The 26,327-nt window shown below is 66.3% G+C and carries 25 protein-coding genes; 21 read left to right on the plus strand and 4 right to left on the minus strand.

Annotation, left to right across the window (positions count from 1 at the left end):
- The 6 genes from ABWP84_RS11165 to ABWP84_RS11190 form a co-directional block, all read left to right on the plus strand.
- Window positions 1-446: hypothetical protein (locus tag ABWP84_RS11165; protein WP_353212105.1), on the plus strand; the 446-nt coding region annotated here is incomplete at its 5' end.
- Between the two features lie 36 nt (window positions 447-482).
- Entirely contained in the window at window positions 483-1,283 is an 801-nt protein-coding gene (locus ABWP84_RS11170; RefSeq protein ID WP_353212106.1) for an ABC transporter permease, read from the plus strand.
- A 23-nt stretch (window positions 1,284-1,306) separates the two neighbouring features.
- Window positions 1,307-1,954, plus strand: coding sequence for an ABC transporter ATP-binding protein (locus ABWP84_RS11175; RefSeq protein WP_353212107.1), 648 nt, complete (start codon window positions 1,307-1,309; stop codon window positions 1,952-1,954).
- Window positions 1,911-3,182, plus strand: a complete 1,272-nt coding sequence (locus tag ABWP84_RS11180; protein WP_353212108.1) for a capsule biosynthesis protein — start codon at window positions 1,911-1,913, stop codon at window positions 3,180-3,182. The genes ABWP84_RS11175 and ABWP84_RS11180 overlap by 44 nt, the downstream gene beginning before the upstream one ends.
- Entirely contained in the window at window positions 3,172-4,917 is a 1,746-nt protein-coding gene (locus ABWP84_RS11185; RefSeq protein ID WP_353212109.1) for a polysaccharide biosynthesis/export family protein, read from the plus strand. The genes ABWP84_RS11180 and ABWP84_RS11185 overlap by 11 nt, the downstream gene beginning before the upstream one ends.
- 75 nt (window positions 4,918-4,992) lie before the next feature.
- Window positions 4,993-5,871 (plus strand): DMT family transporter, encoded by an 879-nt coding sequence (locus ABWP84_RS11190; protein WP_353212110.1) that lies wholly within the window; start codon window positions 4,993-4,995, stop codon window positions 5,869-5,871.
- 68 nt (window positions 5,872-5,939) lie between these two features.
- Here ABWP84_RS11190 and ABWP84_RS11195 read toward each other — a convergent pair whose 3' ends face one another.
- The 3 genes from ABWP84_RS11195 to ABWP84_RS11205 all read right to left on the minus strand — a co-directional run bounded on the left by ABWP84_RS11195 (window position 5,940) and on the right by ABWP84_RS11205 (window position 8,869).
- Window positions 5,940-6,908, minus strand: a complete 969-nt coding sequence (locus ABWP84_RS11195; protein WP_353212111.1) for a tripartite tricarboxylate transporter substrate binding protein — start codon at window positions 6,906-6,908, stop codon at window positions 5,940-5,942.
- Between the two features lie 37 nt (window positions 6,909-6,945).
- Window positions 6,946-7,569 (minus strand): trimeric intracellular cation channel family protein, encoded by a 624-nt coding sequence (locus ABWP84_RS11200; RefSeq protein ID WP_353212112.1) that lies wholly within the window; start codon window positions 7,567-7,569, stop codon window positions 6,946-6,948.
- A 97-nt stretch (window positions 7,570-7,666) separates the two neighbouring features.
- Window positions 7,667-8,869: an MFS transporter gene (locus ABWP84_RS11205; RefSeq protein ID WP_353212113.1), complete on the minus strand. Its 1,203-nt coding sequence runs from the start codon at window positions 8,867-8,869 to the stop codon at window positions 7,667-7,669.
- 162 nt (window positions 8,870-9,031) lie between these two features.
- Between ABWP84_RS11205 and ABWP84_RS11210 the strand changes: the two genes are divergently transcribed.
- The 4 genes from ABWP84_RS11210 (at window position 9,032) to ABWP84_RS11225 (ending at window position 14,423) form a co-directional block, all read left to right on the plus strand.
- The gene (locus ABWP84_RS11210; protein ID WP_353212114.1) at window positions 9,032-9,484 is read left to right on the plus strand and encodes a thioesterase family protein; all 453 of its coding nucleotides are present in this window, start codon (window positions 9,032-9,034) and stop codon (window positions 9,482-9,484) included.
- Between the two features lie 36 nt (window positions 9,485-9,520).
- On the plus strand, window positions 9,521-12,901 hold the full coding sequence (locus ABWP84_RS11215; RefSeq protein WP_353212115.1) for an indolepyruvate ferredoxin oxidoreductase family protein: 3,381 nt from the start codon (window positions 9,521-9,523) through the stop codon (window positions 12,899-12,901).
- Entirely contained in the window at window positions 12,885-14,021 is a 1,137-nt protein-coding gene (locus ABWP84_RS11220; RefSeq protein WP_353212116.1) for an acyl-CoA dehydrogenase family protein, read from the plus strand. The genes ABWP84_RS11215 and ABWP84_RS11220 overlap by 17 nt, the downstream gene beginning before the upstream one ends.
- Before the next feature lie 90 nt (window positions 14,022-14,111).
- Complete coding sequence (locus ABWP84_RS11225) at window positions 14,112-14,423, plus strand: hypothetical protein (RefSeq protein ID WP_353212117.1); 312 nt, start codon at window positions 14,112-14,114, stop codon at window positions 14,421-14,423.
- Between the two features lie 3 nt (window positions 14,424-14,426).
- Here ABWP84_RS11225 and ABWP84_RS11230 read toward each other — a convergent pair whose 3' ends face one another.
- On the minus strand, window positions 14,427-14,882 hold the full coding sequence (locus ABWP84_RS11230; RefSeq protein ID WP_353212118.1) for a MaoC family dehydratase: 456 nt from the start codon (window positions 14,880-14,882) through the stop codon (window positions 14,427-14,429).
- A gap of 163 nt (window positions 14,883-15,045) precedes the next feature.
- Here ABWP84_RS11230 and ABWP84_RS11235 point away from each other — a divergent pair, with 163 nt between their 5' ends.
- The 11 genes from ABWP84_RS11235 (at window position 15,046) to ABWP84_RS11285 (ending at window position 26,240) form a co-directional block, all read left to right on the plus strand.
- On the plus strand, window positions 15,046-15,882 hold the full coding sequence (locus tag ABWP84_RS11235) for a flagellin (RefSeq protein WP_353212119.1): 837 nt from the start codon (window positions 15,046-15,048) through the stop codon (window positions 15,880-15,882).
- A gap of 124 nt (window positions 15,883-16,006) precedes the next feature.
- A complete protein-coding gene (locus tag ABWP84_RS11240) occupies window positions 16,007-16,972 on the plus strand; it encodes a tripartite tricarboxylate transporter substrate binding protein (RefSeq protein ID WP_353212120.1) in 966 nt (321 codons plus the stop codon).
- Window positions 16,973-17,010: 38 nt separating this feature from the next.
- Window positions 17,011-17,901: a polysaccharide deacetylase family protein gene (locus ABWP84_RS11245; protein ID WP_353212121.1), complete on the plus strand. Its 891-nt coding sequence runs from the start codon at window positions 17,011-17,013 to the stop codon at window positions 17,899-17,901.
- The gene (locus ABWP84_RS11250) at window positions 17,898-18,776 is read left to right on the plus strand and encodes a polysaccharide deacetylase family protein (RefSeq protein ID WP_353212122.1); all 879 of its coding nucleotides are present in this window, start codon (window positions 17,898-17,900) and stop codon (window positions 18,774-18,776) included. Before ABWP84_RS11245 ends, ABWP84_RS11250 begins: the two co-directional genes overlap by 4 nt.
- Window positions 18,773-19,642 carry a CoA ester lyase gene (locus ABWP84_RS11255; protein WP_353212123.1) on the plus strand — a complete coding sequence of 290 codons (870 nt, stop codon included), beginning with the start codon at window positions 18,773-18,775 and terminating at the stop codon, window positions 19,640-19,642. Before ABWP84_RS11250 ends, ABWP84_RS11255 begins: the two co-directional genes overlap by 4 nt.
- Window positions 19,639-20,349, plus strand: a complete 711-nt coding sequence (locus ABWP84_RS11260) for an Asp/Glu/hydantoin racemase (protein ID WP_353212124.1) — start codon at window positions 19,639-19,641, stop codon at window positions 20,347-20,349. Before ABWP84_RS11255 ends, ABWP84_RS11260 begins: the two co-directional genes overlap by 4 nt.
- A gap of 106 nt (window positions 20,350-20,455) precedes the next feature.
- Window positions 20,456-21,250: a VOC family protein gene (locus ABWP84_RS11265; RefSeq protein WP_353212125.1), complete on the plus strand. Its 795-nt coding sequence runs from the start codon at window positions 20,456-20,458 to the stop codon at window positions 21,248-21,250.
- A complete protein-coding gene (locus tag ABWP84_RS11270) occupies window positions 21,247-22,827 on the plus strand; it encodes an ABC transporter substrate-binding protein (protein WP_353212126.1) in 1,581 nt (526 codons plus the stop codon). The genes ABWP84_RS11265 and ABWP84_RS11270 overlap by 4 nt, the downstream gene beginning before the upstream one ends.
- A 28-nt stretch (window positions 22,828-22,855) precedes the next feature.
- On the plus strand, window positions 22,856-23,827 hold the full coding sequence (locus ABWP84_RS11275; RefSeq protein WP_353212127.1) for an ABC transporter permease: 972 nt from the start codon (window positions 22,856-22,858) through the stop codon (window positions 23,825-23,827).
- A complete protein-coding gene (locus ABWP84_RS11280; protein ID WP_353212128.1) occupies window positions 23,824-24,657 on the plus strand; it encodes an ABC transporter permease in 834 nt (277 codons plus the stop codon). Before ABWP84_RS11275 ends, ABWP84_RS11280 begins: the two co-directional genes overlap by 4 nt.
- Window positions 24,654-26,240, plus strand: coding sequence for an ABC transporter ATP-binding protein (locus ABWP84_RS11285; RefSeq protein WP_353212129.1), 1,587 nt, complete (start codon window positions 24,654-24,656; stop codon window positions 26,238-26,240). Before ABWP84_RS11280 ends, ABWP84_RS11285 begins: the two co-directional genes overlap by 4 nt.
- Window positions 26,241-26,327: the final 87 nt, after the last annotated feature.

A 26,327-nucleotide genomic window follows, 5' to 3' on the forward strand; every position in this document is an offset into this window, starting at 1 on the left:
CGGCAGCCTTGTGGGTAGCGGCGGCGCGGCCGAGGGTGGTGCTGCCGGCGGTGCTCCTGCTGGGCGGCTGTGCTGGCCCGGGGGCTGGCCCGGGGGCTGGCCCGGGGGCTGGCCCGGGGGCTGGCCCGGGGGCTGGCCCGGGGGGGATGGGTGAGTTGTTGAGCGGGCTATCGGCGCCGCAGGTGCCGCCGCCGGCCGGCAGCCAGCCGCCGCGCCTGCCGATGGACCCACTGGCGGCCTTCGCCATGGCCCATCCGCCAGGCCATGAGGGCAGCGTGGAGATCAATGGCGTGGCCGAGCCGGCGCGGGTGCTGCGGGCCTATCACGCCGCCTCGGGGCTGGAATGCCGGGAGGTGATGCTGGGCAGCCTTGGGCAGGAGCGGGCGCAATTGGCCTGTGGCCCGGAATTGGCCCAACCGCTGCTGCGCGGTTCGGGGCGGCGCTGAGCGATGGATGGATATGGGCGAGGCGCCCTGCCCCCCTTGGGCCTGGCTGGCCCGCTCAGCCGCTTCATCGCGGCGCTGCGGCTGCAATCCACGGTGATCGGCGCGATCATGCTGCGTGAACTGCATACCCGCTTTGGCCGGCACAATCTTGGCTATGTCTGGCTGTTCATCGAGCCGATGATTCTGGCGTTTTGCATTGCCGGGCTGCACAATATCTCCGGCCATGGCATGCCGGGCGGGGTTGATCCGCTGGCGTTTTATATTGTGGGCTATACGCCTTATTACCTGTTTCGTTCAATCCTCAACCGGGCGGCGGGGGCGTTGCAGGCCAATGCACCGCTCTTCTATCACCGGCAGGTGAGTTTTATTGACGTGCTGATGGCCCGCAACCTGCTGGATGCCGGAGCGGTGCTTTTCGCGCTCATCATCATGCTGGCGGGCAATGGGGTGGTGACCGGGGAATGGCCCGATGACCCGGTATGGATGGCCATTGGCGTGATGCTGATCGCGCTCTTCTGCCATGGTGTCTCGCTGCTGATCGCGGCGGCGACGGCCTGGGGGGCGGAGGCGGTGGAGCGGGTGGTCCACCCGCTCACCTATCTGATGATTCCGCTGACCGGGGCCTTCATCGCGGTGTGGTGGTTCCCCCCTGCGGTGCAGGAGCTCGCGCTGCTCAACCCCACCATCCATATGTTCGAGATCATCCGCGAGGGGCAATTCGGCGTCGCGGTGCAGCACCATTATTCGCTGGGCTATGTGCTGGCCAGCGTCGCCATCGCCAATGTCATGGGGTTGATCGCGATGCGCGCCGCGCGGCGGCATATCGCGCTGCAATGACCGCGATGTGGTGAGGGGCACCCATGCTGGAGCTGCGCAATCTTTGGAAATTCTACGAAGCGCATGGCAGCGAGCGCGCGGTGCTGCGCGACGTGAACGCCACCTTCTGGAAGGGTGATGCGGTGGGGATTCTGGGCCGCAATGGCGCGGGGAAATCCACCCTTATCCGCATTCTCGCCGGCATCGAAGCGCCGAGCAGCGGGCAGGTGATTCGCGCCATGAGCGTCTCCTGGCCGCTGGGCTTTGGCGGGGCGGTGCATGGCTCGATCACGGGGGCGGATAATGCGCGCTTCATCGCCCGGATCTATGGCAAGCCCACCGGCTGGGTGGAGAGCTTCGTCGAGGAATTCGCCGAGCTGGGCGAGTATTACCGCATGCCGGTGAAGACCTATTCGGCGGGGATGAGCTCGCGCCTGGCCTTTGGCCTGAGCATGGCGATCGATTTCGACTGTTATCTGGTGGATGAGGTGATCGCGGTGGGCGATGCCCGCTTCACCGAGCGCTGCCGCATCGCACTCGAGGAAAGGCGCCGGCGCAGCACGCTGCTGCTGGTGTCGCATCAGCCGGGCATCCTGCGCAGTTTTTGCACCACCGCCGCCATTCTGAACCAGGGAACACTGACCTTCCATGAAGATATGGACCAGGCTCTCGCCACCTACGAAGCCCTCTGACCGGCAGATACCGGTGCCGCTGGGTGGGGCCCGTCATGGGGCGCTGTCGCCGCCGGGCGGTATGGGGCTACCGCCGAAGGATTTGGGGTTATATGGCTTTAGCACGGGTGAGGCGCCACCGGGGCTAGGGCTGCGGCTGCGGGGATTTTTTGGCCGCCGGCCCTATCTCTGGTCGGTGCTGGTGCCAACGCTGCTGGCGGCGATTTATTTCTTTGCCGTCGCCGCACCGCAATATGTGTCGGAAAGCCGCTATCTGGTGCGTGGGCGAGCCCAGGCCTCGGCCTCGCTGCTGGGCGAGGCGCTCAATGGTGCGGGGTTTCGCGCCGCTTCCGATGATGCAGTGGCGATGAAGGAATATCTGCTGAGCCATGATGCGGTGGTGGCGCTGCGCCAGGAGATGGATCTGGTGGCGATCTTCCGCCGGCCGGAGGCCGATCTCTGGGCCCGGCTATGGTACCCTGAGCCGCAGATCGAGCGGCTGGTGGATTACTATCGCAGCATGGTCAGCGCCTATGTCGATAGCGCGAGCGGCATCACCACCCTGGCGGTGCGCAGCTTCCGCCCGCAGGACAGCCTGGCGATGAACCGCGCGCTGCTGGCCCAGGGCGAGGCGCTGGTGAACCGGCTGAACCAGCGCATCGTGGCCGATACGGTGGAGAATGCCCGGCGCGAATTGGCGCGGGCCGAATTGCGGGTTGCCAGCGCAACCCAGGCGATCTCCGAGTTCCGCGAGCGTGAGCGCCAGTTGGACCCCAGTCGGCTGGCGGGCATTGCGGTGGAGACGATTGGCCGGCTGGAGGGGCAATTGGCCACCGCGCGGGGCGAATTGCAGGCCCTGCAGGGCTTTGCCCGGCCCAATAGCCCGCAGGTGCAAAGCCTGCAGAACCGCATAAACGCCTTGCAGACGCAGGTGGCAGAGGAAAGGCGGCGGACCTCCACCCTGGGTGGTGAGGGTTTTACCGAGCAGGTGGCCGCTTATGAGCGGTTGCGGCTGGAGGCGGAATTCGGCGGCCGGCAATTGACGGCGGCCACCGCCAATCTGGAGCGCGCGATGAGCGACGCGCAGCGCCAGCAGCTTTTTCTGCAACGCGTGGTCGAGCCGAATTTGGCGGAGCGTTATCGCTATCCAAAACGCTTCACATCGGCATTATATGTTTTTATTGGTCTTTCTGTGGTATATGGGCTGGTGTGGCTGATCGTGGCGGGGGTGAAAGAGCATGCGGCTTAAGGCGATGGTGGTGTTGGCGCTGGGCGGTTTCCTGGCGGTGGCACCCACCGGATTGGAGCAAAATGCGCCCTCGCAGAATCTTCTGCTCAACCAGTTGAACCAGCCGGGTGGCATGGCCGGGGGCGCTGGGGGCAGCAGCGTGAACCGTGCGGCGGGTGGTGCGCGCGCCACCTCACGCATGGGCGATGCGACGGAGGCCGAGGCCGGTGCCATCGCCGTCACCCCGCTGGGGGACGCGAACCGGCCGGCCGGCGTGGCCACTGCGGTGTTTGGCGCCAGCCTTTTTACCCGGGAGGCGGCGGCGGTGTCGGATGCGCCGAACCCGAATTACATCATCAATCCTGGTGATCGGGTCTCGGTGCGGGTCTGGGGCGCGATCGAGGCTGAGGCGTTGGGCCAGGTGGATAGCGCGGGCATGCTCTTCCTGCCGCAAATCGGCCCGGTGCGGGTGGCTGGCACACGGGCGGGGGATTTGCAGCGCGTGGTCGAGGCTGAGGTGCGGCGGATTTATACCCAGCAGGTGCAGGTCTATGCCGTGCTGCTTTCCACCCAGCGCATCGGGGTTTTTGTCACGGGGTTTGTGCGCATGCCGGGGCGCTTTGGCGGCAGCGCGGCCGATAGCGTGATCGATTTCCTGGTTCGCGCCGGCGGGGTGGATACGGCGCGCGGCTCGTATCGCGACATTCAGCTGCGGCGCGGCGGCGGGGTTGTGGCCAACCTCGATCTTTACCGCTTCCTCCTCCATGGCCAATTGCCGGCGCTGCGCCTGCAGGAGGGCGATACGCTGGTGGTGGGCCGCCAGCATGCCGTGGTGGGTGCCGATGGCGCGGTGCGGAATAATTATCTGTTCGAGGTGCCGGGCCGGGCGATGAGTGGGCGGGAGTTGATCGAACTCGCCCGGCCACTGCCCTCGGCCACCAATGCCATCATCCAGGGCAGCCGCGATGGCCGGCCCTTCAGCCGCTATGTCACGCTCAGCGAATTGCAAAGCGCCTCGATGACCGATCAGGATACGGTCAGCTTCATCACCGATAGCCCATCGCGCACCATTCGCGTCAATGTTGAAGGCAGCCGGATCGGGCCCTCGGTGCTGGTGGCGGATAGGGACACCCAGCTTTGCAACCTATTGAATTACATCGCGGTTGATCCGCTGCTGGCCAATACCCAAGGGGTGTTTTTGCTGCGGCCAAGGGTGGCGGCGCAGCAGGGCCGCACCATGGAAGAGGCGCTGGACAGGCTGGAGCGGCAGCTTTTTCTTGCCACCAGCCAGACCACGGGTGTGTCGCTCATCCGCACCAATGAGGCGCAGTTGGTGAGCCAATTCATCGCCCGCGGGCGGCGCACCCGGCCCGATGGGCTGGTGGTGGTGATGGACCAGAATGGCCAATGCGCGCCGGTGCGGCTGGAGGATGGCGATGTGATCGTCATTCCCGAACGCAGCCAGACCGTGCTGGTGAGCGGTGAGGTGAATGCGCCCCGGGCCATTCTCTGGCAGGCCAATCTGACGGTGGCGGATTATGTGCGCCAGGCCGGCGGCTATGGCCCGCGCGGCTCGTCGAGCACCATGATGATCCGCCGCGCCTCGGGCGAGTTGGTGCTGGACCTGAGCCAGACGCCCCGGCCCGGCGATGAGCTGATCGCCCTGCCCCGGCTGGACCCACGCTACCTTCAGATGCTGACCGATTTCACCCAGGTGGCGTTTCAGATTGCCTTTGCGGCGCGGGCGGTGCGTTAGCCACAAGGGGGGCAGCAAGGGGGGGGGCAGCAAGGGGGGGGGCGGTGCGCCGTTTTCTGGGGCATACTTCGTGGCATGTCCCCTCGCCTCCTCGGCATGGCCATGATGGTCGGTGCCTCGCTCTGTTTTTCCGGCATGGGGGTCTGCTTCCGTCTGGCGATGGAGGAGGGGCTGCCGATTGCCTTCGTGCCCTTCGCGCGCAGTGTTTTCACCCTGGCGCTGATGGCGCCGTGGCTGCTGCGCCAGGGCGTGGCGGGCATGGTGACGCGGCGGCCATGGGTGATGGTGGCGCGCTGCGCCGCGGGGTTGGTGACATTTCAGAGCTGGATGTATGCGCTGCTGCTGCTGCCGCTGGCGGATGCCGTTTCCATCGCGCAGTCGCGCCCGCTTTGGGCCATTCCGCTGGCCGCTTTGTTCCTCAGTGAGCGGGTGCGGCGCGATAGGGTGCTGGCAGCGCTGGTGGGGTTTTGCGGCGTGGTGATCATCGCCCAACCCAGCGGTGAATGGAGCTGGGGCATGCCGGCGGCGCTGCTGGCCGGGGTGGGGGGCGCCACTGTCTTCATCACCATCAAGCTGCTCTCCACCACCGAGCCGCCCATGCGGGTCATTGGCTGGTATGCGGTGGCGTCGCTGCTGGTCTGGGGGCCGGTTTGCGCCTTGGTCTGGGTCACGCCCTCCTGGTGGGCGCTGGCGATGCTGCTGCTGGGCAGCGGCCTGGCGCTGATGGGCGATTGGCTGGCCGCCAATGCGGCGCGGCGGGCCGAGGCGGGGCTGCTCTCGCCGATGGAGTATATCCAGATTCCGGCCGGGGCGATGTTGGGCTTCCTGATCTTCGCCGAATGGCCCAATTGGGGGCTGCCGATTGGCGTGGGGTTGATGCTGGCAGCGACGATTTATTTGGCGCGTTCGGCGGGGCGGTCGGCCAGCCGCGCGCGGTCATCGGGCCCGGCATAGCTGGCGATGGCGGCATCGGCCTGGGTGACGTCGTGGATGGTGACGGCCCGGGGCTCGACCAGCCGCGCTCAGCCCAGCTGCAAATCCATCCCCCGGGTCAATTCGGTCCAGAGGTCCCGCACCCGGATGATGGTGGCGGCGAAATCCTCCGGCCCGAGCCAGACCGGCTCGGTGTCCATCGCCACCAGCCGCGCGCGCAGCGCCTCGCGATGCATCGTGTCGCGAAACACCCCGGCGAGGCGGGCATGCACCGTGGGGGGCATGCGCGCCGGCCCCAGCAGGCCGATGAAACCCGACCAGCCGCGCCCCACATCCACGCCCTGTTCATAGAAGGTGGGCACATCCGGCATGCCGCCGGCCCGCGCATCGCCCAGCGCCGCCAGCGGCCGCAGCTTGCCGCTCACCACATGTTCGCGGGTGCTCGTCAGGCTGTTGATGCCGCAATCCACCTCATTGGAGAGATAGGCGGTGACCATCGGCGCCTCACCGCGATAGGCCACATGGGTCATGCCCATATTCAGCCGGTTGTTCATGGCGAGTGCGAAGACATGCGCCGATGACCCCGCCGCCCAGGAGCCCAGATTGAGGCTCCGCCGCGCCGCCGCCTGCGCGCGGGCATAGGTGATGAACTCGGCAAGGTTGCGCGGCGGGAGTGCGGCGCGGCACATGAAGACCAAGGTGGTGGTGCCCATCTGGCCGATGGGGGAGAAATCCCTCACCGCATCATAAGGCGCCTGGCCGAGCACGATGGGCGATTGCACCAAGGGCGTGATGGTGAAGAGCAGCGTATGGCCATCGGGCGCGCTCTTCGCCACCGCATCGGCGCCGATCATGCCCGCCGCACCCGAGCGGTTTTCGACGAGCACCGGCACCCGCAGCATCTCGCTCATGCTCTCGGCACAGAGCCGGGCCCAGACATCGGTGGCACCGCCCGCCGGGAAGGGGACGATGATGCGGATCGGCCGGTCGGGCTGCCATCCCCCTTGGGCCAAAGCAGGCGAAGCCAAAAGACCAGCCATCAGCGCACGACGTTGCATGCCCCATCCTCCCAATTTTGTGGAATAGGATAGCCGGTCAATCCCGGCCGCGATAGGCCGGAAGTGACCAGCCGCGCTGAATCGCCAGGGCGCGGATGGCGAAGGCCAGCGCCATGCCGGAGAGAAAGGCCGGCTCGCGCCACACCCCATGCAGCCGTAGCAGGATGAACAGCCCCGCCCCGGCCAGCGCGGCCAGGGCATAAATCTCGCGATGCAGGATCAGCGGCACTTCATTGCAGATCACATCGCGGGCGATGCCGCCGAAGGTGGCGGTGACCACGCCCATCAGGCACGCCGCCCAGGCATCGGCGCCGGCCAGCAGGGCGATCTCGGCCCCCAGCACGGCGTAGAGCGCCATGCCCAGCGCATCGGCCCAGAGCAGCAGGCGGGTCTTCATCGCAAAGCGCGGGGCACCGAAAAAGACAAGGACGGCGACGATGCTGGTGATGGCCAAAAGCTCCGGCGCACGCAGCCAGAACAGCGGCAGCCTGCCCAGCAGCACATCGCGCAGCGTGCCGCCGCCCAGGCCGGTGACGGCGGCGAGCATGATCATCCCCACAATATCCATCCGCTTGCGCGCTGCCGCCAAAGCGCCCGAGACGGCAAAGGCCACCATCCCCACCACATCAATGACCGGCAGGATGGGCTCAAGCGGGATCATGCCGGCGCCGCCGGCCGCCGCCACAGCCCCAGCGCCACAAACCAGGCACCCAGCACCAGGCCAAGCCAGCGGCGCAGGCGTCTTGCGGTCATCCGCGCTATTCGGCGGCGACGGGGCGGGAGCGCGCCTGAGCCGCACTCTCCCTCGCGCCACCGGCGCAAAGCAGGGAGAGGCCGAGCAGTCCGGCCACCACCGGCAGCACCAGCCAGGGCAGGCCGAAATCGATCAGCAGCCCCATCGGCACCGGCGTGATCGCAGAACCCAAAGGCAGGGAGGCGCTGACAAAGCCAAACACCTTGCCGATTTCACCCGGCGGGCAGGCATCCTTGAGCATCACGTCGCGCGGGGTGCGGCTGGTGCCCATGGTCAGCCCCGCCAGCAACCCCACCACCGGCAGCAGCAGGGGCGGCAGGGGCAGTAGCCCCAGCACCAGGATGGAGGTCATCGAACACAGCGTCAGCACAGCGACCATGTTGAACAGGTTGCGCTTGGATTTATCGGCAATCCAGCCGCCCACCAGAATGCCCGAGGTGGCCCCCACCATATAGCCGGTGAGCACGGTGGAGGCGAGCGCCACCGGCGTGCCCCAAAGCTGGCCCAGCACGGTGATGACAAAGGACTGGATGCCCGAACCCGCCATGGCGCTGAGCATGAAGAAGCCAAAGAACAGCAGGATGGGCTTGTTCAGCAGCAATTCACGCCCGCCCATGCGCTTGGTGTCCTTCGGTGGCTTGGCCTGGTCGCGCAGCACGCTGCTCTGCCACAAAATGCCCAGCACCACAGGAATGCCCAAAAGCCCCACCAGCAGCAGCACGCCCCGCCAGCCCATGATCGGCATCAGCAAGGCGATGATCGGCGGCGCAGCAGCAAAACCCAGATTGCCGGTGAAGCTGTGCAGCGCGAAGGCGCGGCCCAAAAACTCCTTGCGGATGGAGCCGGCCAGGATGGCGTAATCGGCCGGGTGGATGACGCTATTGCCAATGCCCGAGCAAACCGCCAGCGCCAGGATCATCCAGTATTCAGTGGCAAAGCTCATCGCCGAAACCGAGAGCGCCATCAGCAGCGTGCCGCCGACGAGAAAACCGCGCGCGCCATATTTATCGACCCAGAAGCCCACCGGCGTCTGCAACGCCGCCGTGGTGCCCGACATCAGCGCCAGCGACAGGCCGAGCATGGCGTAGGAGACATCAAATTCCGCCCGCCAGGTGATGAACAGCGGCGCCAGGCACAGCATGTAGAAATGGCTGAGGAAGTGACCGGTGCCGATCAGCCCGATAATCCGTCCGTCCTGACCCTGCATGTGCGAAACCCCTGTCAATGCGTCGGAAACTGGCCTTAGCCCTCGGGGCCGTCAACGCGGCATTTTCTTACGGTGCGTTCATGCTGTCGAGCAGCTCTGCGGAACAAGGCCGGGGATGTGCAGCGCGCTGATCTTGGGCAGACTATGCCCCGGAGACACGCCATGAATGAACGCGCCCCCCCGGCCCGGCGGGATGAATTCCCCCATCACAGCCCCATCACCACACGCTGGGCGGATAATGACGCCTTCGGCCATATCAACAACGTGCAGTATTACGCGTTTTTTGACACGGCGGTGACGCGCTGGCTGGTGGAGCGGGGTTTCCTGCACATCACGGAGGGCGAGGTGGTGTGCTTTGTGGCCGAGACTGGCTGCCGGTATTTTCGTCCCCTGGCCTTTCCCGAGCCGGTGAGCGTGGGCATGCGGGTGGCGCGGCTGGGCACGAGTTCCATCCGTTATGAGCTTGCAGTGTTCGGCGCGGCGGATGAGGCTGCGGCGCAGGGGCATTTCACCCATGTGACGGTCAACCGCGCGAGCGGGCGGCCGGTGCCAATGCCCGCGGCGTTGCGGGCGGCGGCGGAAGGGCTGATGGCCGCGCGGCCTGAGGCTGTGTAGGGTGCGAAACATGCTGCTGGAAAGCGAGGATAGCCCATGAGCCGCATCGAGCGCGTGACGCTGGAGGATCGCTGGACCTCGACGGGCGAGGAGACCTTGCTCACCGGCACCCAGGCGCTGGTGCGGCTGCCCTTCCTGCGCCGGCAGATGGATGACGCGCTGGGTTGGAACACGGCGGGGTATATCACCGGCTATCGTGGTTCGCCGCTGGGCGGGTATGACCGGGAACTCGGCCATCACCGCAAGCGCCTGGCCGAGGGCGGCATCGTCTTCGAGCCCGGGCTGAATGAGGATCTCGCCGCCACCGCCTGCTGGGGCACGCAGCAACTGGGGCTCTATGACGGCGCGAAGAAGGAGGGGGTCTTTGCCATCTGGTATGGCAAGGGGCCGGGGGTGGATCGCTCGGGCGATGTGCTGCGCCACGCCAATGGTTCCGGTACCGCGCCGCGCGGCGGTGTGCTGGCGCTGGCGGGTGATGATCCTTCGGCCAAATCCTCCACCGTCACCAACACCACCGAGCATGCGTTTCTCGACCTGGAAATGCCCATGCTCGACCCCGCCGATGTGGCCGAGGTGCTGGAATACGGCCTGAAGGGCATCGCGCTATCCCGCTATTCCGGCCTTTGGGTGGCGATGAAATGCGTGGCCGAGACGATGGATGCCACCATGTCGCTGGTGGTGGACCCTGCCCGCTATGCCACGGTTGATCCACCCATCATCGCCCCTGATGGGCTGCATATCCGGCTGAAGGATTTTCCCCTGGCCATCGAGGCGCGGCTGCGGGGGAGCAAACTTCCCGCCGCCTTGGCCTTTGCCCGGGCCAATGGCATCAACCGGATTGTGGCCGATGCGCCGCGCGCGCGGTTTGGGATCGCCGTGCGCGGCAAGGCCTATAACACCATGCGGCAGGCTTTGGCCGATGCCGGCATTTCCGATGACATGCTGCGCGAGCAGGGGGTGCGAATCTGGAAGCTGGGCATGCCCTGGCCTTTCGATATCGCCGCCGCCCGCGATTTTGCCCAGGGGCTGGCCGAGGTGCTGGTCATTGAGGACCGCCGCGCCCATGTCGAGCCGCTGCTGCGCGACGCGCTGTATGAACTGCCCGACCGGCCGCATGTCTCCGGCAAGCGCGACCCGGATGGCGCCGCCCTGCTCAGCGAATTGACCGAGCTGGATGCCGGGCAAATCCTGCGCGCCCTGCATGCCCGCCTGCCCGAAGCGCTGCGCACCGCGCGCATGTTGGCGCGCATCGCCGAGTTGGACGCGCTGGCGCAATCCGCCCAGCCGCCGGTGCATTTGCGCCCGCCGCATTTCTGCCCGGGCTGCCCGCACAATACCTCGACCCGGGTGCCCGAGGGCAGCCATGGCCTGGCCGGCATTGGCTGCCATTACCTGGCCAAGGACATGAACCGCGAGAGCGACCTCTTCACCCATATGGGTGGCGAGGGCGCGCCCTGGATCGGCCAGAAGCATTTTTCCGAAACCCGGCACGTCTTCACCAATATGGGCGATGGCACCTACGCCCATTCGGGCGTGCTGGCGATTCGTGCCGCGATCGCGACCAAGACGCGCATCACCTACAAAATACTGGTCAATTCCGCCGTGGCGATGACCGGCGGCCAGCACCCCGAGGGCGAGGTGACGGTGCCGCGCATCGCCGCCCAAATGGTGGCCGAGGGCGCGACCGAGGTGGTGGTGGTGGGCGATGACCCGGAGCGGCATCGCGGCGACCCGCTGATCCCCGCCACAGTGCGCTTCTACCCGCGCGCCGAGCTGGACGCGGTGCAGCGCCGGCTGCGCGAGGTGGATGGCACCACGGTGCTGATCTACGACCAGGAATGCGCCACCGAGCGCCGCCGCAAGCGCAAGCGCGGCCTGGCGGAAAAGGCCACCAAGCGCGTCATGATCAACCCGCGCGTCTGCGAGGATTGCGGCGATTGCTCGGTGAAATCCAACTGCATCGCGGTGGAACCCATCGAGACGCCCTTCGGCCGTAAGCGGCGGATTGACCAGTCCAATTGCAACCAGGATTTTTCCTGCCTGGAGGGGTTTTGCCCCAGCTTCGTGACCCTGGTGGGTGCCGAGCCGTTGCGCCCCCCCGCGCCAAAAACCATCACGCCGCCGGCGGAACCCGCGCGGCTGGCGCAGACCGAGGCCTGGACCCTCGTCATCGCCGGCGTGGGCGGCCAGGGGGTGACGGCGCTCTCCGCCATCCTCGCCATGGCGGCGCATCTTGAGGAGCGGCCGGTGCGCGGCGTGGATGCGCTGGGCTTGGCGCAAAAGGGCGGCGGGGTCTTTGCCCAGTTGCGCGTGGGGCTGCCCAAGGGTGAGGCGCTGCTCAGCCCGCGCATCGGCCAGGGCCAGGTGGATGTGATGATCGCCGCCGATATGGTGGTGGCGCATGGCCGCTTCGCCCGGCCGCTGCTCTCGCCCCATCGCAGCGTGGCGGTGCTGAGCGATGGCGTGGCGCCGACCGCGGAATTCGTGCTCAACCCGGAAACCCAGATGGATGCGGCGGCGATGCGCGCCAGCCTGGACGCCGCCTGCCAGGCGGTGGTGGCGCTGCCCGCCGCCCGCGCGGTGGAGAATGCGTTTGGCGATCTGATCTATCTGAATGTCTACCTGCTGGGCGTGGCCTATCAGCGCGGGCTGGTGCCGATTGGCAGCGCAGCCATCATGCGCGCGCTGGAACTGAACGGCGCCGAGGTGGCGCGCAACCAGGCCGCCTTCACCGCCGGCCGGCACGCGGCCCTCACCCGCGAAACCCCGCTTGCGCGCGAAACGCTGGAGGCGATGATCGCCCGCCGGGTGGCGGACCTCACGGCCTATCAAAGCCGGCGCTATGCCGCGCGTTACCAGGACTTCGTGGCGCGGGTGGCGGCGGCGGAAAAAGCCGCGCATCCGGGCGAAAACCGCCTGACCCGGGCGGTGGCGACGCAGCTTTACCGCCTGATGGCCTATAAGGATGAGTATGAGGTGGCGCGGCTGCATAGCCTGCCGGAATGGCAGGCCCAGCTGCGGGAGCGCTTCACCGGCACCACGCGCATCGAGATGCATCTGGCGCCGCCCTTCATGGGCGACAAGAAGCGCGCCTTTGGCCCCTGGATGCTCAAGGCCATGGGCTTGCTCCGGCATGGCCGGTTCTTGCGCGCGAGCGTGCTCGACCCGTTTGGATACACCGCCGAACGCCGCGAGGAAGCGGCGCTGCCCGGCGAATACATCGCCGGGCTGGAAGCGATGCTGCCCCACCTCGCTAGCCATGCGGAGATGATCTGCCAATGGGCGGAGGCGGCTGCCGGTATCAAGGGCTATGGCCCGATCAAGGCGCGCAACCTGGCGGCAGCCCGCGCCGCGATGGCGGCGCTGCGCAATGCGGTGATGAAGCCGCCCGAGGAGCCCCATGTTCGAGCTGCCTGAAGAGACCATCGCGCTGCGCGACATGGCGCGCGATTTCGCCGCCGACAAGATCGCGCCCCACGCCCAGCGCTGGGATGAGGAGCGGCATTTGCCCGTGGATGTGCTGCGTGAGGCCGCCGCACTCGGCATGGCGGGGCTTTATGTCCGCGAGGAATCCGGTGGTACCGGCCTTACCCGGCTGGATGCCGCCACGGTGTTTGAGGCGCTGGCCTATGGCTGCCCGACCATCAGCGCCTTCCTCTCCATCCATAATATGGTGGCCTGGATGATCGACCGCTTCGGCAATGATGCCCAGCGCGCGGAACATCTGCCCTCACTGCTCACCATGCAGCGCATTGCCAGCTATTGCCTGACCGAGCCTGGCAGCGGTTCCGACGCCGCCGCCCTGGCCACCCGCGCCGCGCGCGACAATGCCGGCTATGTGCTCAATGGCAGCAAGCAGTTCATTTCCGGCGCCGGCGTGTCGGACCTCTATCTGACCATGGTGCGCAGCGGCGGCGATGGGCCGGGTGGTGTCTCCGCCCTGCTGATTCCCAAGGAGACGCCGGGGCTCAGCTTTGGCGTCAATGAGAAGAAAATGGGCTGGAACGCCCAGCCCACCCGGCAGGTGATATTTGCCGATGCCCGGGTGCCGGCCGAGGCCCTGCTGGGCGAGGAGGGGCAGGGGTTCAAATTCGCCATGGCCGGGCTTGATGGCGGGCGGCTGAATATCGCCGCCTGTTCGCTGGGCGGCGCGCAGCGGGCGTTGGATATAGCGTTGGATTACGTGAAGCAGCGCCGCGCCTTTGGCCGTGCGGTGGCGGATTTCCAGGCCACCCAATTCCGCCTGGCGGATATGGCGACGGAGCTGGAAGTGGCGCGCAGCTTCCTCTGGCGCGCCTGCGCCAAGCTCGATGCCCGCGCCCCCGATGCCACGCAATATTGCGCCATGGCCAAGCGCTTCGTCACCGATACCGGCAGCCGGGTGGCCGATGAGGCGCTGCAATTGCTGGGCGGCTATGGCTATCTGGCTGATTACGGCGTGGAGAAAATTGTCCGTGACCTGCGGGTGCATCGCATTCTGGAGGGCACCAATGAGATCATGCGGGTGATCATCGCACGGGGATTATTAAAGGCCTGAGCAAGTTTTTGCTTGCATGCATGCGGTGATTTGCGTTTCAAATCGCCCATGCGCTGTATTTTATCCACTTTGATCGCGCTTGGGTTGTGCTTGAGTCCGACTCAGGCGCAAATGCGCGTGGTGGTGGTGCCGGCTGGCCAGGATGTGGTTGTGCAGGCCCGGGGTGCTGGGGTGACGCGCCGTATGCCGGCGGTGCCGCGCCCCACTGGCCGTCCTGATGCGGGCCGTCCTGATGCGGGGCGACCTGATGGGGGGCGGTTGGGCGGTGGCACCCGCCTGCGTGGGGGCAGCGGGCTGGCGGTGCCCATGCTGGCCATTTTGCCGCTGGCCGCCGCCGCCGCCCTGGCCGCCACGCTGCCGGGCAGTGGCAGTGGAACCTCCAGCCCGGCGCGCACGCGCTAGCCTTTAGTCGTAGACCTGGGCCATGGTCTCGGCCACCAGGCAGGGGCGGGTATTGCCCTCAACCTCCATCTCATTCTCCATCGTCACCCGCACGCCGCCGGTGATGGAATCCACAGCCTTGACCGTGAGATGCAAGCGCACCCGGCTACCCGCGGGCACGGGTGCGGTGAAGCGAACCTTGTTGCTGCCATAGTTGATGGAACGGCTGCGTTTGACCACGCGATAAATCATGGGCGAGAGCCTGGGCAGCAGCGACAGGGTGAGAAAGCCATGCGCGATGGTCTTGCCGCCCGGCATTTCCCGCGCCGCGCGCTCGACATCGATATGGATCCATTGATGGTCACCCGTGGCTTCGGCAAAGAGGTCGATGGTTTTCTGGTCGACCGTGATCCATCCGCTGGTGCCAAGCTTGCGGCCCACCCATTCGGCGAGCGCTGCGGGGGTTTCGATGTCGATCATGCTGTCCTCATTGATGGCGTTTCCAACCCAGAGGCTGCCGACTTGCGGCTGATCCGTCCAGCCGGGTGGATTTGGGCGCGGCCGTTAAAGAGAAATTTACCCAAGGCGGTGAAGACTGTTGCTGTCCGGCAATAGGCCGGGGCGAAAGCCAAGGGAAAAGCCCATGTCGATGAACAGCATCAATACCAATATGAGCGCCATGGTGGCGCTGCAGTCGCTCAATCGCACGAGTGACGAGCTCGCCGCCGTGCAGAAGCGGGTTTCCACGGGCTTGCGCGTTTCGGATGCGAGGGATGATGGCGCGGCCTTCGCGGTGGCGGAGCGTATTCGGGGCGACATGGCGGCTACCACCTCGGCCAATCAGCAGCTGGGCGGGATGAAGGGCCTATTGGCGGTGACCAGCGCTGCGCTGCAGAACGTCTCGACCTCATTGATCAAGCTCAGGGAACTAACGCTGAAGATGGCCGATGCCGCCATTTCCAAGACCCAGCTGGACCAATATCATGCTCAGGCAAAAGAAATCACCAACAATATAAAATCTTTTATTAACGATGCCAGTTATAATGGAAGCAATATTTTAAAAGATCCAACTGCATTAACAATGAATGTTGTTAGTAACGGTTCAGGAGGTTTTTATACTTTTAATACCTATAAAGCTATAACTAATATATATAATAATATATCTCTAGCTGGTGCCTATACAAAAGCCGACGCACAATCGGCAATGACTGCGGGTGGAAAACTCAATTTAGCGGTCAATAACACACTCATGCAGTTGAATAATTTCGGCAGTTACGCAAATTATATTGATGGTCAGATCACCTATAACAAGGCCATCATCGACGCGCAGGAGAGCGGTATGGGCGCGCTGGTCGATGCTGATCTGGCCAAGGAATCCGCACGGCTCCAGGCGCTGCAAATCCGCCAGCAACTGGGCACGCAGGCGCTGGGCATCGCCAACCAATCGCCGCAGATATTGCTTGGCCTGTTCAAGGGGTAAGGGAGGCGCAGGCTGAGCATCTGGCCAAGCGCTATTCGGTTAACATGGCGCGGTGCTGCACAGCCGGGCTTGGCGCGCAGGGCAAAATGCGGGAACGGGCGCTTGTTTTACAAGGAATGCCCAAATGCTCACACGTCGCGCCATTCTTGCCGCTGCCAGCCTGGCGGCGCCGGCAGTCCTTGCGCAGGAGGCCTGGCCGCAGCGGGCGGTGACCATGATCGTGCCCTGGGCGCCCGGTGGGTCGAATGATGTGGTGGCGCGCCTGCTGGCGCCCGCGCTAGAGGCGCGGCTGCGGCAGCCCTTCGTGGTCGAGAACCGTCCCGGTGGCGGGGGCAGCGTGGGCATGGCGCTGGCCATGCGCGCCCGCCCGGATGGGCTGACGGTGTTCATCTCCTCCGCCTCCAACCATGTCTTCCACCCGCTCATCGCCAATGAAACCAGCTACGACGTGCGCGAGGCGTTTCAGGGCGTGGCCATGCTGGCCGATTTGCCCAATGTGCTGGCGGTGCACCCCGCCGTGCCCGCCCGCAACGTGCAGGAATTGGTCGCCTGGATCCGCACCCAGCGCGGCGGCGTCGCCTATGGCTCCTCCGGCGTGGGCTCCTCCAACCATTTGGCGGGTGAGTTGTTTCGTATGCGCACCGGGCTGGACATCACCCATGTGCCCTATCGAGGCGGCGGGCCGGCCATGGCCGATCTGATCGGCGGCACCATCCCCATGGCGGTCATGAACCTGCCCACCCTCATTCCGCCGGCGGAGGCCGGGCGGGTGCGGCTGCTCGGCGTGGGCACCGCCACCCGCGTCTCACTGAAGCCGGATTTGCCGACCATTCAGGAACAGGGCGTGGCCGATTACGCCGTGCGCAGTTGGACCGGCGCCTTCCTGCCGCGCGGCACCCCGCGCGCCATCGTCGAAACCCTCTCCGCCGCCTTCAAGGAGGCCTTGGAGGCCCCGCTCGCCCGCACCCGCCTGCGCGATATCGGCAGCGAGCCGCTGTTCATGGACCCCGCCGCCACCGATGCCTTCGTGCGCGAGGAATATACCCGCTGGGGCCCGGTGGTGCGGGCCGCGAATATCCGCATCGAATAGGGTTTTGGCATCGCCCTGGGCATGCCAGCATCGCACTCATGAAGCTCACGCCGCACAACCGCTACGACCATTCCGCCATCATCAACCGCCCGACCTATACTTGGCCGGGCGGCAAGAAACTGGCCCTTATGCTCGTCAATAATATCGAGCATTTCCATTACCGTGAGGGGTTGGGCAGCGACAGCACAGGCCCCGCCGGGGTGCAGAACCAGCGCCCCTATGCATGGCGCGATTATGGCAACCGCGTGGGGCTGTGGAACATGCTCGGCCTGCTCGATGAGCTGAAACTGCCCGCGGGCCATAATTGCAACTCCACCGTGCTCGACCATTGCCCGGAAATCGCCCCCGCCTTGCTCGCGCGCGGCGATGAGCTGATCGGCCATGGCCGCACCAATTCCGAACGCCAGGACGTGCTGAGCGAGGCAGAGGAGCGCGCGCTCATCATTGAAAGCCGCGATGTTCTTGCCCGCCACAATGGCGGCGTGGCGCCGCGCGGCTGGCTCGGCCCCTATATCGCCCAGAGTGCTGTGACGCTCGACCTGCTGGCCGAGGCCGGCTTCACCTATTGCCTGGACTGGCCGGCCGATGACCAGCCCTTCTGGATGCGCAGCCGCGCCGGCCGCATGCTCAGCGTGCCCTATAGCGTGGAGCTGAATGACAGCCCCGCCATGGTGATGCGCCACCACACCGGCCGCGAATTCGCCGATATGATCACCGACCAATTCGACGAAATGCTCGAGCAATCCGCCGAACGGCCGATGGTGATGACCATCATCCTGCACCCTTTCATCCTGGGCCAGCCGCACCGGCTGCGGCCGCTGCGCGGCGCGCTGCGCCATATTCTGGGCCAGCGCGACAATCTCTGGATCACCCGGCCGGGTGAGATGTTCGACTATGTCGCCTCCCTGCCCGAAGGTCTTATTCCATGATCCGCGATTTCGAAGGCTATGGCCGCAATCCCCCCGATGCGCGCTGGCCGGGCGGTGCGCGCCTCGCGCTCAATTTCGTCATCAATCACGAGGAGGGCGGCGAGCGCTCCGTGCCCGATGGCGACCCGCAGAGCGAGAACGCCCTGACCGAGGGCTCCACCGGCCTGCCGAAAGGCCGCGACCTGGCGGCCGAGAGCATGTTCCAATACGGCAGCCGCGTCGGCTTCTGGCGGCTGCATGGGCTTTTTGCCCGCGCGGGTCTGCCCTGCACCATCTATGCCGTGGCGCAATGCCTGCAGCGCACCCCCCAGGCGGCGACGGCCATCCGCGAGGCCGGCTGGGATGTGGTGGGCCATGGCCTGCGTTGGGAGAGCCACGCCGATATGGATGAGGCCACCGAGCGCCACGCTTTGACCGAGGCCACCCGCATCATCGAGGAGACCACCGGCCACCGCCCCCAGGGCTGGTATTGCCGCTACGCCCCCAGCCTCAACACCCGGCGCATCCTGATGGAGCTGGGCTACAGCTATGACAGCGACGCCTATGATGACGAATTGCCCTATTGGAATCACGAGCATGGCCGCCCGCATCTCGTCATCCCCTATACGCTGGTGAATAATGATGTGCGCTTTCAGCGCGCCGCCATCACCACCGGCGATGATTTTCACACCTACATCATGGGCGCGATTGAGATGGCGCTGAGCGAGCCCGGCAGCCGCATGCTGACCGTGGGCCTGCACAACCGCATCATCGGCCACCCCGCCCGCGCCATCGGCCTCAAGCGCATCCTCGATGCGGTGAAGACCATGCCCGAGGTTTGGGTCTGCCGAAGGCTCGATATCGCCCGCCACTGGATGGAACACCACGCACCATGAAACAGACCCTGCCCAATTGGCGCTCCCTGATGTTCGTGCCTGCGGCACGGGAAAAATTCATCGCCAAAGCGCATGAGCGCGGCGCCGATGCGATTATTCTCGACCTTGAGGACAGCATCTCGCCGCCGGAAAAACCCGCCGCCCGCGCCGCCCTCGAAGGCGCCATCCCCCGCGTGTCGCAAAACGGCGCCGATGTGGTGGTGCGCACCAATCGCGAGCTGGAATGGACGGTGCTGGACATCGCGGCTGCCGTCCGCCCCGGCGTGCGGGCGCTGATCTGCACCAAGATCATGGGCCCCGAACATGTCCGCCTGCTGGCCGAGTTGATCGATGCCGCCGAGGCGCGGCAGGGCATGCAGCCTGGCTCCACCGGCATGATCCTGCTGGTCGAGGATGCCGCCGCCGTGCTGCGGGCGAAGGACATCGCCTCCGCCCATCCGCGCGTCATCGGCATGGGCGTGGGGGCTGAGGATCTGGCCACCGATATGGGCATCGAGCCCTCGCCCGATGCGCTGGAATTCCCCAAGCGGCTGGGCCTGCTCTCGGCCAAGGCCGCCGGCATTCTGGCCATGGGCTTTATCGGCACCGTGGCAGGGCTGACGGATCTGGAGGGCTATCGCGCCAATCTGCGCCGCTCCCGCCGCCTGGGTTTTGACTGCACCACCTGCATCCACCCCATGCATGTGCCGATCATCAACGAGGAATATGGCGTCTCGCCCGAGGCGGTGGCGCGGGCGCAGCGCATGGTCGCGGCCTTTGATGAGGCGCTGGCCCAGGGCCTGGGGGCGGTGACCTTCGAGGGGCAGATGATCGATATCCCGGTGGTGCAGCGCGCCCGCCAATTGATCGCGCGGGCCCGGGCATGAGCACGCGCATTGGCATGCTGGTGCCTTCCAGCAACACCGCGGCCGAGCCGCTGACCATGGAAATGCTGCGCGATGTGCCGCGCGTCTCGCTGCATGTCGCGCGCTTTCGGGTGACGCGGCTCGACACCTCCGATGAGGCGCTGGCGCAGTTCCAGGCCGCACCGCTGCTGGAGGCAGCCTCGATGCTGGCGGATGCGCATATGCATGCCATCTGCCTCAACGCCACCGCCTCCTGCTACACCGGCATGGCGGGTGACCGGGAATTGCTGCCCTTGCTGCCGCAACCGGCGGAGACGGCCATGCTGGCGCTGCTGGAGGCCCTGCGCATCAAGGGGGCGCGCCGCATCGGCCTGGTCTCCCCCTTCCTGCATGATGTGCAGGCGGCCACCATCCGCGTGCTGGCGGAGGAGGGGCTGGAGGTCGTGGCCGAGCATCATTTCAACGACCCCGGCAATTACACCTTCGCCCGCTTCACCGAGGCCGAGATCGAGGCCGCCATCCTCGATGTTGGCCGAACCCCGGGCCTGGACGCCATTGCGGTGATCTCCACCAATCTGCGCGGCCCCCGCCCTGCGGCGCGGGCCGAGGCACGGCTCGGCATCCCGGTCTTTGACACCATCGCCACCGCGCTATGGGGTGCCATGCGCAAAGCGGGGGCAGACCCCGCGCAGGTGCGCGGCTGGGGCAGCCTGTTCAGCATGGCATGACAATCGCCCGGCCGTTCCCCGAATAGAGGTTGGGGAAACCGCCTCTGATGGTCACAAGCCCCGGGCCATGTTGCATCGCGGCGGGAGAAGCGACACCATTGGGGGCATGATCCCCACCATCCTTGGCCTCGACCACGTTGTCATCGCCGTGCGCGACCTGGATGCCGCAGCGGCACAATGGGCCGCGCTTGGCTTCCACCTCTCGCCGCGCGGCACCCATAGCGAGCATATGGGCAGCGGCAATTACACCATGATGTTCGGGGAGGATTACCTCGAACTCCTGGGCGTTCTGGCCGAAAAGCCGCATAATGCGCCGCTGCGTGGCTTCCTCGCCAAGCGCGAGGGGCTGGAGCGCACCGCCTTCACCACCACCGATGCCGGTGCGGGCGTCGCCGCCCTGCAGGCGCGTGGCATCCCTGCCACCGGCCCAGTGCATTTCGGCCGCCCCGTGCCCATGCCCGATGGCAGCATGGCCGAGGCCCGCTTCTCGGTCATGCATTGGCCGGTGACGGAAGCGCCGGCGGGTTTGCGCATCTTCGCCTGCCAGCACCACACCCGGCACACCGTCTGGGTGCCGGAATTGCAGGCCCAGCCCAATGGCGTCACGCGCATCATCCGTGTGCTGGTCGCCAGCAATTTCCCCAATAAGGCGGCGGAACATCTGGCCCGGCTGACCGAGAGCGTGGTGCGGCTGGAGGATGGCATTCGCCTCGTCCCCACCGGCCCCGGCCGGGCCGATATCGGCTTCGCCCCGCGCGAAACCATCGCCGCGCTGGGCGGTTTTGACCCCGAAGCCCTGCCCGAGGAGGGCGGCGCCGCCCTCATTCTTGGCACCACCATCCCCCGCCCGCCCGCCATGGCCAATGGTTGCGGCCTCATCTTCCAGGAGATCACCCCATGAACCGTCGCGAGACCTTTTTATTGGTTGGCAGCAGCCTGGTGAGCGTGCCTGCCATCGCGCAGGAAACGCCGCGCCGTGGCGGCGTGATGACGGTGCATTTCTCCACCGAGCAGCGCATCCTCAACCCTTCGCTCCAGGCCTCGACCGGCGTCTATATCGTCGGCGGCAAGATCCAGGAGGCGCTGGTCGATCTCGATGCGGCCGGCAACCCCACCCCCGTGCTGGCCGAATCCTGGGAAAGCAGCGCGGATGGCAAATCCATCACCTTCAAGCTGCGCGCGGGCGTGACTTGGCATGACGGCAAGCCCTTCACCTCCGCCGATGTCGCCTTCACCGCGATGGAAATGTGGAAGAAGATTCTCAACTACGGCACGGCCTTGCAGCTGTTCCTCACCGCGGTGGATACGCCCGACCCGCTGACCGCCATCTTCCGCTATGAGCGGCCGATGCCGCTGGGCCTGCTGCTGCGCGCGCTGCCCGATCTGGGCTATATCTCGCCCAAGCACATCTATGAGACCGGCGATATTCGGCAGAACCCGGCCAATACCGCGCCCATCGGCACCGGCCCGTTCAAATTCGTCCAATATGAGCGCGGCCAATTCATCATCGCCGACCGCAACACCAATTACTGGCGCCCCAATCTGCCCTATCTCGACCGTGTGGTCTGGCGGGTGGTCGGCGACCGTGCGGCGGCGGCGGCGCAGATGGAGGCCGGGCAGATTCTGTTCAGCCCCTATTCTGCCCTGGCGATTTCCGATTTCCAGCGCCTGGCCCGCGACCCGCGCTTTGAGGTCACCACCCGCGGCAATGAGGGCAATGCCCGCACCAACACGCTGGAATTCAACTTCCGCAACCCCATCCTGGCCGATATCCGGGTGCGCAAGGCGCTCGCCCATGCGCTGAACATCCCCTTCTTCATCGAGAATTTTCTGGGCAGTTTCGCCAAGCCTGGGACGGGGCCGATCCCCTCGGTCTCCACCGATTATTACCCGGCCGGAATGCCGCAATATCCCTTCGATGTGGCGGCGGCCAACCGCCTGCTCGACGAGGCCGGCCATCGCCGTGGCGCCGGCGGCGTGCGCTTTTCGCTCCGCCTTCACCCCGCCCCCTGGGGCGAGGATATCTCGCTCTTCGCCACCTTCATGCAGCAGAGCTTTGCCCAGATCGGTGTGCGGATCGAAATCGTCCGGCTTGATGCCGCGGGCTGGCTGCGCACCATCTACAACGATCACAATTTCGACCTCGCCTCCGGCTGGCACCAATACCGCTCGGACCCCGCGGTCAGCACCACGGTGTGGTACCGCTCGGGCAGCCCGGTGGGTGCGCCCTGGACCAATCAATGGGGCTGGAACGACCCCACCATCGACCAGATCATCGACAATGCGGCGACCGAGCTGGATGTGCCGCGCCGCCGCGCGCTCTACGCCGATTTCGTCCGCCGGGCGCAAACCGAATTGCCGCTCTGGATGCCCATCGAGCAGATTTTTGTCAGCGTCTTCAATAAGCGGCTGCGCAATGTGGCCAATAACCCGCGCTGGGCATCCTCCTCCTGGCACGACACCTGGCTGGCCAATTGAGCCAGGTTGACGGGCGGCTGCGCCGGGCATGAGGATTGTCTCCCTGGCGGCGAAGCGGCTCGCCGCCTCGCTGCCCACGCTGTTGCTGATCCTGGTGGGCATTTTTTGCCTGTTGCAATTCGCCCCGGGCGACACCGTGGATGCCATGCTGGCGCAGATGGGCGGTGGCGATGCTGCCATCGCCGCCGATCTGCGCCGCTTCTACGGCCTCGATCTTTCGGTGGCCGAGCAGCTCACCCGCTATCTCTGGCGGCTGGTGCGGCTCGATCTCGGCTTCTCCGCCATTTACGGCAAGCCGGTGGCGACGGTCATTCTCGAACGCCTGCCGGCCACGCTCTCGCTGATGGGCGCCTCGCTCTCCTTTGCCTTCGCCGCCGGCATGGCGCTGGGGGTGATTGCGGCCAGGCGGGTCAATCGCTGGCCGGATACGCTGATCTCCACCCTCGGGCTGATCTTCTATGCCACCCCCTCCTTCTGGTTCGGGCTGATGGCCATCGTGCTCTTCTCGGTACATTTGCAATGGCTGCCGGCCGGTGGCTTTGGCGATGTGGCGATGGGCTATACTGGGGCGCGGCGGGTGCTGGACATCGCCTGGCACCTCGTGCTGCCGACGCTGACCCTGGGGCTGATTTTCCTCGCCATTTATCTGCGCATCATGCGTGCCTCGATGCTGGAGGTGCTCAGCCTCGATTTCGTCCGCACCGCCCGCGCCAAGGGCCTGCGCGAGACCCGCCTCATCACCCGCCATGTGCTGCGCAATGCGCTGCTGCCCATGGTCACCCTCATCGGGTTGCAGGCGGGCACCATGCTGGGTGGGGCGGTGGTGGTGGAGAGCGTGTTTTCCCTCCCTGGCCTCGGCCGCCTCGCCTATGAAAGCGTGGTGCAGCGGGACCTCAACACGCTGCTGGGCATTGTCTTCGTCTCCGCCCTGCTGGTCATCGCGGTGAATTTTCTGGTGGATATGCTCTATGCCCGGCTCGACCCGAGGATTGGCGCATGAGGCGGGCGCTGCTGGCCTATATCCGCAACCCCGCCGCCGTGCTGGGGGCTTTGCTGGTGCTGGCCGTGCTGGCCATGGGGCTCGCCGCGCCGCTGCTTTTCCCCAATGACCCGCTGGGCCTGGCCGGGCGGCCGCTGCAATGGCCCGGCGCCAATCCGCGTTTCCCCCTCGGCACCGACCCTTCGGGACGGGACATCATGGCGCAGCTTTTTCATGGCGCGCGGGTCTCGCTGCTGATCGGCTTTGTCGCAACCCTGGTGGCCACCGCCATCGGCATCTCCATCGGCGCCCTGGCCGGGTTTTATTCCGGCTTCGTGGATACGGTGCTGATGCGCCTCACCGAGGCCTTTCAGACCCTGCCGAATTTTCTGCTGCTGCTGGTGCTGGTGGCCGTTTTCGGCTCGCAGATCGAGACGGTGACCATCGCCATCGGCCTTGTCTCCTGGCCGCCGGTGGCCCGCCTCACCCGGGCCGAATTCCTCACGCTGCGCACCCGCGAATTCGTCCAGGCGGCGCGGGTACAGGGGCTGTCCGACCTGCACCTCATGCTGCGCGAGGTGCTGCCCAATGCCCTGCCGCCGGTCATCGTCTATGCCTCGGTGGTGATGGCGGTGGCGATTTTGCTGGAGAGCGCGCTGGCCTTCCTGCAACTCTCCGACCCCAATGTGCCCTCCTGGGGCAACCTCATTGGCCTCGGCCGCAATGTGCTGCGGGTGGAATGGTATGTCTCGGCCATTCCGGGGGTGGCTATCCTGCTGACCATCCTCGGCGTCTCGCTGGTGGGCCAGGGGCTCAATGACGCGCTGAACCCGCGAATCACCGGCCGATGAACGCGCTCTCGATAGAACACCTCACCGTCGCCCTGCCGCGCGGCGCCGACCGGCCCTATGCGCTGAGGGACGTCTCGCTCAGCATCGCGCCGGGCGAAATCCTCTGCGTGGTGGGTGAGAGCGGCTCGGGCAAATCCGTCACCGCCACCACCATCATGCGCCTCATGGCGCCGGGCGTGCGCGTCGAAGCCGGCCGCGTCATGCTGGGTGAGACGGACCTTGCCAGCCTGCCCGATGAGGCGCTGCGCCGCCTGCGCGGCCGGCGCATTGCCATGGTCTTCCAGGAACCGATGACGGCGCTGAACCCGCTGATGGCAGTGGGCGACCAACTCGCCGAAATGTGGCGCACCCATACCGACCTGCCGGCCGAGCAAATCGCCGAACGCAGCCTGGCCGCATTGCGCGAGGTGGCCCTGCCGGACCCCGAGGGCGCGCTGCGCGCCTATCCACATGAGCTGTCCGGCGGCCAGCGCCAGCGGGTGATGATCGCCATGGCGCTCGCCCTCGAACCCGAATTGCTGATCTGCGACGAACCGACCACCGCGCTGGACGTCACCACCCAGGCGCAGATCCTCACCCTGATCCGCGAACTCCAGCGCCGCCGCGGCACCGCCGTGCTCTTCATCACCCATGATTTCGGCGTGGTGGCCGAAATCGCTGACCGTGTCGCCGTGATGCAGCAGGGCGTGGTGGTGGAACAGGGCAGCGTGAAGCAGGTGCTGACCGCCCCCAGCCATGACTATACCCGCCGCCTGCTCGCCGCCGTGCCCGGCCTGCGCGCCCCTCCCGCGCGAGAAATCTCGCCCGAGGCGGTGTTGGAAATCCACAACCTCGGCAAAACCTATCGCCCGGCCGGGATTTTCCGCCGCCGCCGCGCCGCCCGCGCGCTGGATGGCGTCTCGCTCACCCTGCACCGTGGCTCCACCCTCGGTATTGTGGGCGAAAGCGGCTCAGGCAAATCCACCCTGGCGCGCTGCGCCGTGGGGCTGCTGGGCTTTGATGGCGGAGAGATCCGCATCGCCGGCCGCCCCCTGCCCCGCGCCCGCCAGGCCGCCGCCCATCTGGTGCAAATGGTCTTCCAGGACCCCTACGCCTCGCTCAACCCCCGCCGCAAAGTCGGCGACCAAGTGGCCCAAGGGCCCATCGCTGCCGGGACCGCACGGGCGAAAGCACTCGCCGAGGCCGCCGAACTCTTCGCCCTGGTCGGCCTCGAACCCTCGGCCCTGGCCCGCTTTCCGCACGAATTCTCCGGCGGCCAGCGCCAGCGCATCGGCATCGCCCGGGCGCTGGCCATGAAGCCCGAGGTGCTGGTGGCCGATGAACCGGTCTCCGCCCTCGATGTGAGCGTGCAGGCGCAGGTGCTGACATTGCTGCGCGAATTGCAGGCCCGCCTCGGCCTCTCCATCCTCTTCATCACCCATGATCTGCGGGTGGCGGCGCAACTCTGTGACGAGGTGGCGGTGATGCAGAACGGGTTGGTGGTGGAGGCGGGGCCAATCGGCCAGGTCTTCGAGCATCCCGCACATGCCTATACCAAAAGCCTGCTGGCGGCAGTGCCGGGGCGGGGAATGCTTGGCGTTTAGCTGGCTGCTCAAAACGAGTAGGGAGTGAAAGTAAGATCGAGGGGCTTTGCCCCTCGAGCACCCCAGGAGGAAACTCAGTTTCCTCCA

Origin of the sequence: Rhodovarius sp. (assembly GCF_040399605.1) — a bacterium.
GTDB lineage: Bacteria > Pseudomonadota > Alphaproteobacteria > Acetobacterales > Acetobacteraceae > Rhodovarius > Rhodovarius crocodyli_A.

What these genes read in the sequence shown, in the direction of transcription:
- ABWP84_RS11210 (WP_353212114.1), top strand. Translation starts at nt 9,032, where the DNA reads ATGAATGAACGCGCCCCCCCGGCCCGGCGGGATGAATTCCCCCATCAC.
- ABWP84_RS11245 (WP_353212121.1), top strand. Translation starts at nt 17,011, where the DNA reads ATGAAGCTCACGCCGCACAACCGCTACGACCATTCCGCCATCATCAAC.
- ABWP84_RS11275 (WP_353212127.1), top strand. Translation starts at nt 22,856, where the DNA reads ATGAGGATTGTCTCCCTGGCGGCGAAGCGGCTCGCCGCCTCGCTGCCC.
- ABWP84_RS11240 (WP_353212120.1), top strand. Translation starts at nt 16,007, where the DNA reads ATGCTCACACGTCGCGCCATTCTTGCCGCTGCCAGCCTGGCGGCGCCG.
- ABWP84_RS11255 (WP_353212123.1), top strand. Translation starts at nt 18,773, where the DNA reads ATGAAACAGACCCTGCCCAATTGGCGCTCCCTGATGTTCGTGCCTGCG.
- ABWP84_RS11190 (WP_353212110.1), top strand. Translation starts at nt 4,993, where the DNA reads ATGTCCCCTCGCCTCCTCGGCATGGCCATGATGGTCGGTGCCTCGCTC.
- ABWP84_RS11265 (WP_353212125.1), top strand. Translation starts at nt 20,456, where the DNA reads ATGATCCCCACCATCCTTGGCCTCGACCACGTTGTCATCGCCGTGCGC.
- ABWP84_RS11250 (WP_353212122.1), top strand. Translation starts at nt 17,898, where the DNA reads ATGATCCGCGATTTCGAAGGCTATGGCCGCAATCCCCCCGATGCGCGC.
- ABWP84_RS11280 (WP_353212128.1), top strand. Translation starts at nt 23,824, where the DNA reads ATGAGGCGGGCGCTGCTGGCCTATATCCGCAACCCCGCCGCCGTGCTG.
- ABWP84_RS11215 (WP_353212115.1), top strand. Translation starts at nt 9,521, where the DNA reads ATGAGCCGCATCGAGCGCGTGACGCTGGAGGATCGCTGGACCTCGACG.
- ABWP84_RS11205 (WP_353212113.1), bottom strand. Translation starts at nt 8,869, where the DNA reads ATGCAGGGTCAGGACGGACGGATTATCGGGCTGATCGGCACCGGTCAC.
- ABWP84_RS11195 (WP_353212111.1), bottom strand. Translation starts at nt 6,908, where the DNA reads ATGCAACGTCGTGCGCTGATGGCTGGTCTTTTGGCTTCGCCTGCTTTG.
- ABWP84_RS11285 (WP_353212129.1), top strand. Translation starts at nt 24,654, where the DNA reads ATGAACGCGCTCTCGATAGAACACCTCACCGTCGCCCTGCCGCGCGGC.
- ABWP84_RS11220 (WP_353212116.1), top strand. Translation starts at nt 12,885, where the DNA reads ATGTTCGAGCTGCCTGAAGAGACCATCGCGCTGCGCGACATGGCGCGC.
- ABWP84_RS11230 (WP_353212118.1), bottom strand. Translation starts at nt 14,882, where the DNA reads ATGATCGACATCGAAACCCCCGCAGCGCTCGCCGAATGGGTGGGCCGC.
- ABWP84_RS11180 (WP_353212108.1), top strand. Translation starts at nt 1,911, where the DNA reads ATGAAGATATGGACCAGGCTCTCGCCACCTACGAAGCCCTCTGACCGG.
- ABWP84_RS11270 (WP_353212126.1), top strand. Translation starts at nt 21,247, where the DNA reads ATGAACCGTCGCGAGACCTTTTTATTGGTTGGCAGCAGCCTGGTGAGC.
- ABWP84_RS11200 (WP_353212112.1), bottom strand. Translation starts at nt 7,569, where the DNA reads ATGATCCCGCTTGAGCCCATCCTGCCGGTCATTGATGTGGTGGGGATG.
- ABWP84_RS11175 (WP_353212107.1), top strand. Translation starts at nt 1,307, where the DNA reads ATGCTGGAGCTGCGCAATCTTTGGAAATTCTACGAAGCGCATGGCAGC.
- ABWP84_RS11185 (WP_353212109.1), top strand. Translation starts at nt 3,172, where the DNA reads ATGCGGCTTAAGGCGATGGTGGTGTTGGCGCTGGGCGGTTTCCTGGCG.
- ABWP84_RS11235 (WP_353212119.1), top strand. Translation starts at nt 15,046, where the DNA reads ATGTCGATGAACAGCATCAATACCAATATGAGCGCCATGGTGGCGCTG.
- ABWP84_RS11260 (WP_353212124.1), top strand. Translation starts at nt 19,639, where the DNA reads ATGAGCACGCGCATTGGCATGCTGGTGCCTTCCAGCAACACCGCGGCC.